General features: G+C 54.5%; 13 protein-coding genes. 7 read left to right on the top strand and 6 right to left on the bottom strand.

The features are described from left to right. Positions 1 to 486: 486 nt before the first annotated feature. Positions 487 to 804: a hypothetical protein gene (locus WFP06_RS05330; protein WP_336986193.1), complete on the bottom strand. Its 318-nt coding sequence runs from the start codon at positions 802 to 804 to the stop codon at positions 487 to 489. A gap of 543 nt (positions 805 to 1347) precedes the next feature. On the opposite strand from WFP06_RS05330, the gene WFP06_RS05325 reads away from it, so the two are divergent. Both WFP06_RS05325 and WFP06_RS05320 read left to right on the top strand, forming a co-directional pair. Then, positions 1348 to 1575 carry a MazG nucleotide pyrophosphohydrolase domain-containing protein gene (locus WFP06_RS05325; protein ID WP_336986192.1) on the top strand — a complete coding sequence of 76 codons (228 nt, stop codon included), beginning with the start codon at positions 1348 to 1350 and terminating at the stop codon, positions 1573 to 1575. 57 nt (positions 1576 to 1632) lie between these two features. Continuing rightward, positions 1633 to 1860 (top strand): hypothetical protein, encoded by a 228-nt coding sequence (locus WFP06_RS05320; RefSeq protein WP_336986191.1) that lies wholly within the window; start codon positions 1633 to 1635, stop codon positions 1858 to 1860. On the opposite strand, the gene WFP06_RS05315 is transcribed toward WFP06_RS05320, so the two are convergent. The 3 genes from WFP06_RS05315 to WFP06_RS05305 are packed head-to-tail and all read right to left on the bottom strand — an operon-like array spanning position 1857 to position 3807. Continuing rightward, on the bottom strand, positions 1857 to 2348 hold the full coding sequence (locus WFP06_RS05315; RefSeq protein WP_336986190.1) for a hypothetical protein: 492 nt from the start codon (positions 2346 to 2348) through the stop codon (positions 1857 to 1859). The two genes, WFP06_RS05320 and WFP06_RS05315, sit on opposite strands and share 4 nt — an antisense overlap. 11 nt (positions 2349 to 2359) lie before the next feature. After that, the gene (locus WFP06_RS05310) at positions 2360 to 3511 is read right to left on the bottom strand and encodes a HigA family addiction module antitoxin (RefSeq protein ID WP_336986189.1); all 1152 of its coding nucleotides are present in this window, start codon (positions 3509 to 3511) and stop codon (positions 2360 to 2362) included. Further along, a complete protein-coding gene (locus WFP06_RS05305) occupies positions 3508 to 3807 on the bottom strand; it encodes a type II toxin-antitoxin system RelE/ParE family toxin (protein WP_336986188.1) in 300 nt (99 codons plus the stop codon). The genes WFP06_RS05310 and WFP06_RS05305 overlap by 4 nt, the downstream gene beginning before the upstream one ends. Before the next feature lie 108 nt (positions 3808 to 3915). Between WFP06_RS05305 and WFP06_RS05300 the strand changes: the two genes are divergently transcribed. The 4 genes from WFP06_RS05300 to WFP06_RS05285 are packed head-to-tail and all read left to right on the top strand — an operon-like array spanning position 3916 to position 7243. Next, positions 3916 to 4803 carry an IS1 family transposase gene (locus WFP06_RS05300; protein ID WP_336986187.1) on the top strand — a complete coding sequence of 296 codons (888 nt, stop codon included), beginning with the start codon at positions 3916 to 3918 and terminating at the stop codon, positions 4801 to 4803. After that, positions 4757 to 5443, top strand: a complete 687-nt coding sequence (locus tag WFP06_RS05295) for a hypothetical protein (protein WP_336987637.1) — start codon at positions 4757 to 4759, stop codon at positions 5441 to 5443. Before WFP06_RS05300 ends, WFP06_RS05295 begins: the two co-directional genes overlap by 47 nt. Next, a complete protein-coding gene (locus tag WFP06_RS05290; RefSeq protein ID WP_336986186.1) occupies positions 5440 to 6180 on the top strand; it encodes a thymidylate synthase family protein in 741 nt (246 codons plus the stop codon). Before WFP06_RS05295 ends, WFP06_RS05290 begins: the two co-directional genes overlap by 4 nt. Then, complete coding sequence (locus WFP06_RS05285) at positions 6158 to 7243, top strand: uracil-DNA glycosylase family protein (RefSeq protein WP_336986185.1); 1086 nt, start codon at positions 6158 to 6160, stop codon at positions 7241 to 7243. The genes WFP06_RS05290 and WFP06_RS05285 overlap by 23 nt, the downstream gene beginning before the upstream one ends. 24 nt (positions 7244 to 7267) lie before the next feature. Here WFP06_RS05285 and uvrA read toward each other — a convergent pair whose 3' ends face one another. Further along, complete coding sequence (gene uvrA / locus WFP06_RS05280) at positions 7268 to 10195, bottom strand: excinuclease ABC subunit UvrA (RefSeq protein ID WP_336986184.1); 2928 nt, start codon at positions 10193 to 10195, stop codon at positions 7268 to 7270. A gap of 151 nt (positions 10196 to 10346) precedes the next feature. On the opposite strand from uvrA, the gene WFP06_RS05275 reads away from it, so the two are divergent. Continuing rightward, complete coding sequence (locus WFP06_RS05275) at positions 10347 to 11297, top strand: META domain-containing protein (protein ID WP_336986183.1); 951 nt, start codon at positions 10347 to 10349, stop codon at positions 11295 to 11297. Positions 11298 to 11314: 17 nt separating this feature from the next. On the opposite strand, the gene nhaA is transcribed toward WFP06_RS05275, so the two are convergent. After that, on the bottom strand, positions 11315 to 12505 hold the full coding sequence (gene nhaA / locus WFP06_RS05270) for a Na+/H+ antiporter NhaA (RefSeq protein ID WP_336986182.1): 1191 nt from the start codon (positions 12503 to 12505) through the stop codon (positions 11315 to 11317). Positions 12506 to 12612: the final 107 nt, after the last annotated feature.

Raw genomic sequence — 12612 nt, 5'->3', positions numbered from 1 at the left:
GCCCCGAATTTTTCGTATTTTGCCACTTACAGGGTTACACTAGTTACACTTTGGCCAAATGTGTCCGGTGCCAAAAACGGCGGAATTCTGCGGCTGGCGGGGGTTCAGAGTTACACTTGCCCCTCCTGAAAAATTTTTGGAACTTTGCGCGCCCGCCGCGTAATTTAATTTCCGACATCCGTTTGCACCCGTAGAAAAATGCTTGCGCCATTCAGCAAGCCGCACCGGATGATTTACGCCGGAGCGGGTGCTGTAGGACAGCGTGTGGTGATGACGGGTCCGGCGCGGGTCGTGCCGGGGTCGGCGGCGATGCGATCGGCTTCGACATGGGCGAGCCATGATTGTGCGGGGTTGCGGTCGGCCGATTGGCCTCTGTCGCGGGTGGAGCCGAGCGGGAGGGGAGTTTCGGGATCGTACATGGTTCACCTGTGCGTTGCGGGCAGGAAAACCGGTTTAGTTATACAGGACAGCGCCTGTAGGACAGCGCTATTGAGGCAGCGGCACGCCGGTCTGGCGAGCGCAGCTGCGGGTGATCTCCTCCACCTGCGCGCGGCCATCGCCCAGCATATCGGTGATCTCCAGCTCCTCTTCCGTCAGCCGGTCCGCCATGCAATAACACAGCGCGTTGCCGAGAGCGGGATCGGTCGTCATCCGCCCGAATTGCCGCTCACACTTGGCAACACTGGCCGCACGAACACCCTCCGGCGTCTGCGGCCCGCACCCGCCCAGCGCGAGCGCAGCGGTGGCGGCGGCGGCGGCGGCGGCGGCGGCGGCGGTAGCGGCGGTGATGAGAGTGATACGCATGGGGTTTGGCTCCCTTACCTTGGTTGTGGTGGGGGCTGGTTTAGCGGGCGCGGGTTACGGGGAGGTTATTGGGGGGTTGGAGAGAGTGCAAACGCCCTCCCCGTTCGTCCTGAGCTTGTCGAAGGGCTGCACTTTTCTTTCTTCCGTCCCGGCACGCCCGCATGGAAGCGCTGGAGCGCCGCGCGCGGGTTTGCCGTCTGCGTCGATATGCCGAGCGCCCGGCACAGGGGTCTATACGAGGGGCTGCACATTGCCATGCTGCGAAAGCCGCTCGCAGAACGCGGCCTGTTTTGTGGGCGTGAGGAGCGGCGGACGGCCTACCGCCGGATCAGCCCCGCCCTCGCTTTTGTGGAGGACGGGGATCTGTTGGTGGTGGCGGGGTTCGGTGAGAGACATGGACGGACTCGCTGCTGGCTGAAGAGAACCGCGTAGCGAGGCATGGATTGGGGGGTGTAGGGAAGAATTAAAGCGCTGTGGATACGTTGCATTGCGAATTGTATAATAGCACCAAGTGCTTAAGGTGTTCGATTAAAGGATAACTTTATGGATATCGATCATTACCAAGCGAAAGCCCACGAGACTTCGCGCTCTAGCGATATTGAGCTTTTCACGCTTGGCCTGTTCGGCGAGGCCGGAAGCGTGGCTTCTTCAATCAAGAAACTGAAGCGAGAGAATTCCGCCGCAACAGTTGTCAAAGACGAGATCAAAACTGAACTCGGAGACTTACTTTGGTACCTATCGGAAATCGCAAGTCACTTCGATATCGGGTAGTGGGTCAGTTTGAAATCTAGCCCTGCAATTTCCCGCAAGGCTCGCTATATGGGGTGAATGGCAGACAAAAAGCCCAAGCGCCCACGCGATGCAAACCAGCTTGCAAAGCTGATGGTTGATATTGCGTCTGGTGAAGAGTCAGACGAAAAAATGACCGCCTCGCAAGAGCGTGCGGCAAAAGGCGGGAGGAAGGGCGGTAATGCCCGTGCTAAGGCTCTGACACCAACCGAGAGATCAGAGATCGCAAGCATTGCAGCGCAAGCACGTTGGAAAAAGAAGGATTAACCAGCGTCTTTCTGGTTTTTTTCATAACGCTCTAACGCCTTACGCTCTTCGTAATCCTCAGTGAAATCCATCTCGAATTGAATGGTTTCGTCCAAAGGATATGCATAGTTCATATGCTCCACGTCCGACATTGCCCGATATACATCATTGGCGATTGCTTCACGACGCTGCTTAACCGCTCTCTCACGCAGCCTAGGGGTGCCGTTGTTGTCAACGTCGAACCATAAGGTCCGCTGCTTACCTTCCTCGGCGATGGTCACACATTGCTTGGCGCGGTAGGTTGTGCCTGCGTCGTTTGTGCGGTGCACTTGGCGGAGCGCAGTTGAAACTTGCCGCCTAAATATCTTTCTGACATCCTCGAGACGTGGAACCATCTTGCCGTTTTTCACCGCCCAATCGATAAAATCGTCAGGATCGTTGGCATCGTCACCAGTGGTAACTTCCCACTCATCCCACGCCCGTGTGATCTGTTCGCCAATATTTGCCATTTTCACCACTCCTACAATCCGACTTCTGCGACTTTGCCCCAACCATCGCGAAGCGGCCAATTCATGAAATGCTCTTCTATTTTAGTCATATAGCGGCGCAGAAACGCATAAGCACTCTTATCGCCCTTGCGATGCCTGTGCTTCTGAATTTGGCCAATGACGATTGCAGGATGAATTTGATGCCGTGCTGAAAATGCAATTACATCATCTTCTGAAATCCACTTGCCTTTGCGCCGCATAAAAGACGCAAGCTTGTCTTGGGGAACCAAAAATTCCGCAGCAGCATCGTCAGCACGTTTTTCTTCATCGGGAAGATCTGCAATATCTCTATCTGGCTCAAAAACATCGACATGAGAATAAACTTCGTTCTTGCCATCTTCTTGTAAAACATGTTCAATTTCATGCCTCAAGACGAAGCATAGGTTGTCAGGTCTATTAAGCCGCAAGCTAAGGCCAATGACTGGCTCGTCACCTAGCCAAGTGCAAACACCGTCAATCTTAGAGCCTCGAAGCGGTTCCACGAACACGACGCGCACACCGCACTCAAACAGCAGTGCGGGAATTTCACCAAAATCATCTGCATCAAACATATGAGCGCGTATCTTCGGTAATGCTTCATCCAGCTTAGCCCGATCATATGTTGGTGCCTCAGCGGCCTCAGCAATCTGTCTCACCCTATGGAGCCAAACCATTTGGTTGCCTGTTAACTCTTCTTGATCGGATTTCTTGGCGGCGTAAGCCATCATCTCGCCTCCGAAACCGGGAATGTCTTCAATACGGTTTTTGTCAAAAAAGCGCATCATCTGTAGGTCGAGAAGGTCGGCTTCTGATTTTTCAATCCAACCACGATTCATCATTTCTCTAACGGGGAATTTAGCCAGCCAATTTGCCCGTGTTCTCACACCGGGGTTTGGACTCTTTGCGTGTTGTAATTCATACTGCTTTTGCAAATTTGCGAAAAACTGCGCTGGCACGTCAAAAGCTTCGCCAAGTGCCACCGCCATATCAGATGAAATGCCATGCTTACCCTTTAGGATAGGGTTAAGCTGCGATGCTGACATGCCAAGAATATAGGCAAGGTCTTGCTGCGACCATTCGCGAGCCTCCATTTCCTCCAACACGAAGGTGCCAGGGTGATCTATGATCCGCACATTGTCCTTCATGGGTGATAATCCTCAATCGCTAACACCGTGATGATCTGGGGTTCTGTCTCGCTATCAAGCGTAAAGACCATCCGATATTGTTTGTTGATACAGATCGACCGTTGCCCCTCCCGGTCGCCTTTCAACTTTTCGTGGTGCAAGCTTTTCCAATTCCTCATAGTTCGATCATCGGGAGCGGACCTCAAAACGGTCAGCTTGCGCCGAGTCGATTTGATAACCGCCACTGGCAACCGGGTTGCGCCAGCCTCGTTGGTTTCAATTAGTTCGAGGCCTGGGTCAGCAAACTCAATTTCCATTACGCCCTTATAGCCCTGCGGAATCGCGCTTGCAATAGCTGTTTCATACTTTCTATTAAACTGACTGTTATGCTTGACTCGATTGGATGAGTCAGTTATAAAATCAGCATGAACAAGCTTGATGCCAAAACCCGCTCCACCATCCTTCACATGCTTTGCGAGGGAAGCAGCATCCGCTCTATCGTGCGAATTACTGGTGTCAGCAAGAACACCGTTTCGAAGTTGCTGATTGACGCTGGCAAGGCGTGTGCGGCCTATCACGAAGAAAATGTTCGCGATCTTCAAACAACCCGCGTTGAAGTCGATGAAATCTGGTCATTTACTTACGCTAAGCAAAAGAACGTAAAGGCCGCCAAGGCTGCCCCCGCCCATTCTGGCGACACTTGGACTTGGACCGCAATTGATGCAGATAGCAAGTTGATCGTTTCGTATCTGGTCGGTGGCCGCGATGCCGAATATGCCATGTGGTTTATGGACGATCTGCGCAGCCGCCTTGCTAACCGCGTCCAGTTGACCAGCGACGGTCACAAATCGTATCTGGAAGCTGTGGAGGGCGCTTTCGGCTCCGATGTGGACTATGCCCAGCTAATCAAGATTTATGGCAATGCGCCTGACAGCTTCAAAGGCCGTTACAGCCCCGCCGATTGCACCGGCATCAAGAAGCGCAGCATCGAAGGACGTCCCGACAAGAACCTAGTCAGCACGTCCTACGTCGAGCGCGCCAATCTGACTATGCGGATGCACATGCGCCGCTTCACACGTCTGACAAATGGTTTCAGCAAGAAAATTGACAATCACGCCCACGCCGTTGCGCTTCACATGATGTATTACAATTTCGTCCGTATCCACAAAACGCTGAAAGTCTCGCCAGCAATGGCAGCGGGCGTCACTGACCGCCTTTGGGATATTGCCGATATTGTCATGCTGATCGAAAAGGCAGAAGTGGAAGCTGCACCGAAAAAACGCGGTCCTTATAAGAAGGCAATTTCAAACTGACCCACTACCCGATATCGCTCTCTCAGACGTCGCAGAAACGAACCTTAATAAGTCGAAATTCCTATTCAACGGCTCCAAATCGCGTTTAGATCGGAACGCGCCGAAAAAGCAGCGTTTCCCGGAAAAATTCAGTCTCACTTTCGATCCGGAAGGGCAAAAAATGCAAATTCGGGTTAATGGCAAGCCGTTTGGTGATCCGCTCGATGATAACGCACACGATGAAGACGGCTATCGCTTTCACGATGTTTTTCACTTTGCATACATGACGAAGCTGGGGTGGTCGCCAGTGGCGAGAAAACAGCTGGGTCTAAAAAGACGATATGACCCTGAGCTAGATCGGGTCGAGGATGGTGCCCGATCCATTTTTCTCGAAGAAGGTATCTCTGTTTTCATTTTCAATCAAAATTCCCGAACGGCTGAAGGAGTATCAGCCTTCAGTGACCGACGAAATATTCCATTTTCTGTGCTCTCAGCTGTTAAGGTTATGACTAAAGGTCTCGAGGTCTCGGTACGCGACATTACTGCTTGGCGTGATGCAATTGCTCTTGGATTTCAGCTGTTTGATAAACTCGATGAACATGGAGGCGGACGCATTGCGTGCGATCTAGAGAAGGGGACGATGAGGTTTGATCAGCGATGACGCAACTCTCTTCAAGTTTCTATCACGCCGATCTGTTAGAAGCGTGGAAACTGGCAACCTCTAGGCTGGTGGATGAACCAACAAAGCCCTATGTTATCGTCACCAGTTTTGGCAATGCTTGGGTAGGCGGCGCGGAAGAGGTCGGTGCACTAAATATCGCGGCCAAAAGTGCAGGATTCGAAGCTCCATCAAGTGTTGCATCAGTGTTATGTCCGAGAATTGTAAGACAAGCCAAAGGCTCCGCGTTCGATGCGCTTAATGCCGGACAAGTTGTGTTCGGAAGGGGACGTAGGCGTGGCATTCGTTATAGCGGTTGGCGACACACCTATTTCGAAAGGTTGTCTGGATCGTGGTATGATCGCTTTGGGCAAAAACGAACGATAAAGGCAAACCGTCTTCTGGAAGCTATTACGAAGTTGAACGCTTGGCAGATGAACAGTGAAGCTGCACTTTATCTACACACGGATTTGCCAAGCGATACATTTCGAACACGAGGAAGTCCTTGTCTTCAGTATGTTCAGATAAGGTCGTTCGGTGTCCATGAATTATCGTTAGGTGCCGTTTATCGATCCCACGATTTTTCAAACAAAGCGCTCGGGAATTTTTTGGGCTTAGCCGAACTTGGAAACTTCATAGCCGAGCGAACAGGCCGCACTTTCAAAGGGGCAGATGTCGTTTCATTCAATCCATTTGTAGGTACGAAATCAAATACTAATGACTTTATTGGAAAAATTTAATCAGGATCAGTTCGCAAATCTTGTTGCCGACGCACAAGTTTGTTCGCAGTGCAGCGAGATGGCGGGATGCAACCGTGTCCTAACTGATGCGAACGGAAACCCATCGGCCCGCATTATGTTTGTTGGTGAAGCGCCCGGGAGGCTCGGAGCAGAGCGAACGGCAATTCCTTTTCATGGCGACGCAGCTGGCGAAAACTTCGATCGACTCTTACGTCTTGCGGGCTTCAGTCGTCGAGATATTTTCGTGACAAATGCAGTGCTCTGCAACCCAACCGACGAACACGGCAATAATCGCCCGCCAAGTGTGAAAAACCTGAAGAATTGTGCGGAATTATTGGAGAGGCAAATTCAGACAATAAATCCGGAAATAATTGTCACTCTAGGAGCGAAGGCGCTTCAAGCACTCAACTATATTTCAGAACATAATCTTCAAATATCTACGTCGGTTCGGACAATGAACAATTGGTTTGGAAGAACTTTAGTCCCTCTCTATCATCCTGGAGCGAGGGCAATGATTCACCGAAATTTTCCTACCCAGACTGCAGATTACTATTTTCTGAGTGAGCAATTTAAACGATATAACCAAGCGAAGAAAATACGGGGCCAGTCAGCACCGAAGGACCGATCAGGTTGGGAAGTCGTGGAGTATTTACTGTCTAAGCTTGGATCAGCCAGCCTCTTCAGGCTTCACAAAATCTTGTACTTATTAGACTACCGATCCCAAATTGAAGACGACCACCCAATAACTGATTTCTTTTACATTCGACAGAAAGACGGCCCATATTGCGTAGAACTAGGAACGAAATGGTACCGCGATTTCGACTATGCCGACCTAAAATTTGTTCAGGGGAAGCCCTTCGTGAACTGGCAAAATCTCGGTCTTTTCGACCAGCCTATTTCTATCGAGCAAGAAACTAAAAGAAAAATAGACCAATGGCTCGAGCCGTTAGAAAAATTGAGCGATGCTCAGCTTAAGACACGTGCCTATTTGACGCGTCCTATGAAGGCAGCACTTCGTGCGGAAAAGCAAGGTTTACGAGGTTTAAACCGAGCGCTACTTTAATTTATCGAAGTGACAGCTCACCCCTCAATTCGCCAACATAGCCTTCAAATACCCGCCAGTATAACTCGCCGCCACCGAGGCGACCTTCTCCGGCGTGCCTTCGGCCACGATCTCACCGCCGCGAACGCCGCCGCCCGGGCCGAGGTCCAGCACCCAGTCGGCGGTTTTGATCACGTCGAGATTGTGCTCGATCACCACAACGCTATTCCCCTGATCCACCAGACGGTGCAGCACTTCCAGCAGTTTGCGCACGTCTTCGAAATGCAGGCCGGTGGTCGGTTCATCGAGGATATAGAGGGTTTGTCCGGTGCTGCGTTTGCTCAACTCTTTCGCCAGCTTCACGCGCTGCGCCTCTCCGCCTGACAGCGTGGTCGCCTGCTGGCCCACCTTGACGTAGCCCAGCCCCACCTCGTTCAGCATATGCATCTTGTCGCGGATGGAGGGGACGGCCTTGAAGAAGCCTTCCGCGTCCTCGATCGTCATGTCCAGCACGTCTGCGATGGAAAGGCCCTTGAACTTCACCTCCAGCGTTTCGCGGTTGTAGCGTTTGCCGCCGCATTCCTGACAGGTGACATACACATCGGGCAGGAAGTGCATTTCGATCTTGATCAGCCCGTCGCCCTTGCACACCTCGCAGCGGCCGCCCTTGACGTTGAAACTGAAGCGGCCCGGTTTGTACCCGCGTGCCGCGCTTTCGGGCAGGCCCGCGAACCAGTCGCGGATATTGGTGAAGGCGCCGGTGTAGGTGGCGGGGTTGGAGCGCGGGGTGCGGCCGATGGGGGACTGGTCGATCTCGATGATCTTGTCGCAATATTCCAGGCCCGTCACCTTGTCGTGCGGCCCGGCGATCACGCGCGCGCCGTTCAGCGTGCGGGCGGCGGCGGCGTACAGCGTGTCGATGGTAAAGCTGGACTTGCCCGATCCGCTGACCCCGGTGACGCAGGTAAAGGTGCCCAGCGGGATGGACGCGGTGACATTGGCAAGGTTGTTCGCCCGTGCGCCGTGCACCGTCAGCTTGTGGCCATTGCCCTTGCGGCGCTGTGGAGGGATGGCGATTGCGCGGCGGCCGGTCAGATAGTCCGCGGTGAGCGAGTTTTTCGCCTTCAGCACTTGCTTCAGCGTACCCTGCGCGACAATTTCGCCGCCGTGCACACCCGCGCCGGGGCCAAGATCAACCACGTGGTCCGCCTGCCGGATGGCATCCTCGTCATGCTCCACAACGATCACGGTGTTACCCAGATCGCGCAACCGCTTCAGCGTTTCGAGCAGCCGGTCATTGTCGCGCTGGTGCAAGCCGATGCTTGGTTCGTCGAGCACATACAACACGCCCGAAAGCCCGCTGCCGATCTGGCTGGCAAGCCGGATGCGCTGGCTTTCGCCGCCGCTGAGCGTGCCCGATTTCCGGTCGAGATTGAGGTAGTCCAGCCCGACATTATCGAGGAAGCCCAGCCGCTCGTTAATCTCTTTCAGGATCGCCTTGGCAATCTGCTGCTGCTGTTCATTGAGCTGGTCATTCAGCGCACCGAACCAGGCATAAGCATCGGACACCGACATCCGCGTGGGCCGCGAGATATCGGTGCCCGCGATTTTTACCGCCAGCGCCTTGGGATTGAGCCGTGCGCCTTCGCACGTCTCGCACGCCTGCGCGGTCTGGAACTTGCCAAGCTCGTCACGCATCCAGGTGCTTTCGGTCTGCATCATCCGGCGATTGAGATTGCCCACGACACCTTCGAACGCTTTCCTGACCGTATAGCTCTTGCGCCCGTCGCGGAAAGTCAGCGGCACCGCCCTGCCCTTCGTTCCGTGGAGGATAATAAACTGGTGGTCTGCGGAAAGCTCATTCCACGGCGTTTCAAGATCGAAGCCGAACTCGCGGGCAAGGCTGGACAGCACCTGCATATAATAGGGCGATGGCGGGTTTGACTTGGCCCACGGCACGACCGCGCCCTTCTTCAGGCTGAGCGCTTCGTTAGGGACAACCAATTGCGGATCGAACAGCAATTTCTCGCCAATCCCGTCACACGTCGGGCACGCGCCCTGCGGCGAGTTGAACGAAAACAACCGCGGCTCGATTTCCTCGATCGTGAAGCCCGACACCGGGCAGGCAAACTTTTCGGAAAAGACAATCCGGTTGGCGGGAATACCCGTCCCCTTCATCTTTTTGTCTGCCGCACCGCCGGCCGGATCGTCAGCCTCGCGGCCCGGCACGGTGCCTTCCGCCAGATCGACATAAGCCAGCCCGTCGGCCAGCTTCAGCGCTTGTTCGAAACTTTCCGCCAGCCGTCCCTCGATGCCTTCCTTGTCGCCATCGGTGCGCTTCACCGCCAACCGATCAACCACGACTTCGATGTCATGTTTCAATTTCTTGTCGAGCTTCGGCGCTTCTTCGATCGGGTAAATCTCCCCATCGATGCGCACGCGGGTAAAGCCCGATTTTTGCCATTCGAGCAGTTCCCTGCGGTATTCACCCTTGCGGCCGCGCACGGCGGGCGCGAGCAGATACAGCCGCGTGCCTTCGGGCAATTCCATCACCCGATCAACCATGTTGGAAACCGTCTGCGCCTCGATCGGAAGGCCGGTTGCCGGGCTGTAGGGAACCCCGACGCGCGCCCATAACAGGCGCATGTAATCATAAATTTCGGTTACGGTCGCAACAGTCGAGCGCGGGTTTTTCGACGTTGTTTTCTGCTCGATTGAAATAGCCGGAGAGAGCCCGTCAATATGCTCGACATCGGGCTTTTGCATCATCTCGAGGAACTGGCGTGCATAGGCGCTCAGGCTTTCGACATAGCGCCGCTGCCCTTCGGCATAGATCGTGTCGAATGCCAGTGAGGATTTACCCGACCCGGACAGGCCGGTGATGACGATCAGACTATCTCTGGGCAGATCGATATCCACCCCCTTGAGATTATGTTCGCGGGCACCACGGACTTTGATTTGCGTAAGGCTCATGCGTCAATCTGTTCCGGTAATGTTCGCGTGTGTCAATGGGGCAGGACCTGCCGCGCACGGGTGATGTGGCAATCCGTTCGGGCAAAAGCAATGTACAAGCCTTTATAGTCATGAAAGAAAGCGGTGACGGTTTGTTGACGGGGTGTTTTGAATGCTGAAAACTTGTCCGGTCACAATCGCATTTCTGGCGGCTGCGTGCAGTCCGGCATCGGTTTCTGATCAGGGTTCCGAGCCTGTCGCGCAACTATCCGCCGATGAACGTGCAGTCCCGGTCGCGTCGCTCGCCGACATTGCAGGCTTTTGGTACATTGCGAGCTTTGAAAATTTCGAACCCGGCTGGCGCACTTCCGGCGCATGGAGGGCGTCGTTCGTATTTATCGATGATGATCACTTGTCATACGCAATTGGCTGCAATCGTTCGGGCAATGCGGCGAAGATAGATAATGGCATTCTAAAGGACACCGGCGGCGGAAACCGGATGCAGACGCTGATGGGATGTCCGGCGGAAATTCAGGACCGTGATGGACGCCTTTTCAATTTCTTCTCGGCAAACCTGAAGGTTTCCCGGCTTGGTCAAGGCAAACTGCGCATTACCGATGGCAGCACCGATCTCATTCTGCTCGATCCGGGACGCTATCTGGCGGAACGCGGCGCCGGTTTGAGCGAGGTCGCCGGACGCTGGGTGCCGCAATATGCCGAACAATATAGCGGATGGGGAATGTCGGGTTCCAGCATTGGCGAGGCTGCGGGCGTTATGACGATTTCAGCAAACCGCATGAACTGGTCCGAATGCAGCCGGGCAGAAGTGCGCGGGCGACACACTGGCCGGCACAGATTTCTCAAAAACGGGGAACCAGCCGGCGATTGTCCGCTCGATAATCTCCAGCTGGGCGCAGCGGGAAATATCATCACGCGGATTATGCGCAGCGACCCAGGGTTTGTGCGTGTGCAAGAAGACAAGATCGTGATGTTTACCGATGATGAGGCACTGTTTCTGGTCAGCGAGGAAAGTATGCTGCACCCGAACCCCGCTTCGCCTGCCCCGAATGCACCGCCTCCGCCGCCACCTCCTCCTTCTCCGCCGCCGTTACCTGCTGGGTAGCTTTGGCATTTAACGGGCTATCCGGCGTTGGATCTGACGGGAGCGAACCTGATCAGCAAGTAACCCAGCAAACCAGAACCCAGCGAGCCTGCGAGCACGCCGATTTTAACCTGCTCCAGCTGGTCGAAATCAGGGAAAGCCAGCGTTCCGATAAACAGGCTCATGGTGAAACCGATACCCGTCAGACAAGCCAGCCCGTAAAGCTGCATCCACGATACACCGTCAGGCCGTTTTGCAGCCCCGATAGCCACGGCCAGCATAATTGCACCGAACACACCGACCTGTTTGCCGACGAACAGACCGGCCGCAATGCCGAGCGGCAGAGGTTCGGCCAGCGCCGATGGACCAAAACCTGCAAGCGAAACCCCGGCATTGGCGAATGCAAACACCGGCAGGATCAGGAACGCCGCATAGGGGTGCAGAGCGTGTTCAAGCGTTTCGAGCGGTGAAGCCGCGCCCGCTTCGCTATCGGCGCTTTTCAGCGGAACGAACATGGCGGTGGCGACACCGGCCAATGTTGCATGTACACCCGATTTCAGCACAAATACCCACATTACAATGCCAAGCAGAATATAGACCGCAACGCGGGTTACGCCTGCCCGGTTTACCGCAAATAGCGCCGCCAATATCACGGCCGCGCCGCCAAGTGCGGTGAGCGACAGGTTCTCGGTATAAAACACCGCAATGATCGCAATTGCGCCGATATCGTCGATAATTGCTACGGCCAGAAGCAGGACTTTAAGTTCGGTCGGTGCCCGCTTTCCCAGCAGCGCCAGAATACCCAAAGCAAAAGCGATGTCGGTCGCCGCCGGGATGGCCCAGCCGCGCATATTTTCCGTTACGCCGGAATTGACCATCAGAAAAACCGCGGCTGGCACGGCCATGCCGCCAATTGCTGCAAAGATCGGAAGTGACGCCTGCGACCAGCTCGATAATTGACCATCGAGCACTTCGCGTTTTACTTCCAGACCTATCAGGAAGAAAAACACCGCCATCAAGCCATCGTTCACCCACAGCAGCAAGGGCTTGTCGATGCCGAAACCGCCAGCGGTCAGGACAACCGGCAGGCCCCAAAGCGCGCGGTAAATCGCTTCGCCGCCGAAATTGACCAGCAGCATTGCCAGGATGGCAGCACCGATCAGCATAAAGCCGCCCGATGTTTCGCCCTTGATGAAATCGCGCAGCGACGTGCGAATTGTTTCGGTCAATTGTTTTCCAATCCAGAATACAAACAGTTTGCACCCCACTGCCCGAATATTGCTCCGATTGAAACAAACCGGACGGAAAGTTTACCGGAGCGGATCGGCAAGCCGGG

The organism is Altererythrobacter aquiaggeris, assembly GCF_037154015.1.
Taxonomy (GTDB): domain Bacteria; phylum Pseudomonadota; class Alphaproteobacteria; order Sphingomonadales; family Sphingomonadaceae; genus Aestuarierythrobacter; species Aestuarierythrobacter aquiaggeris.
Note: the sequence above shows the minus strand (reverse complement) of the source record. Positions and strands in the feature narration are given on the sequence as shown.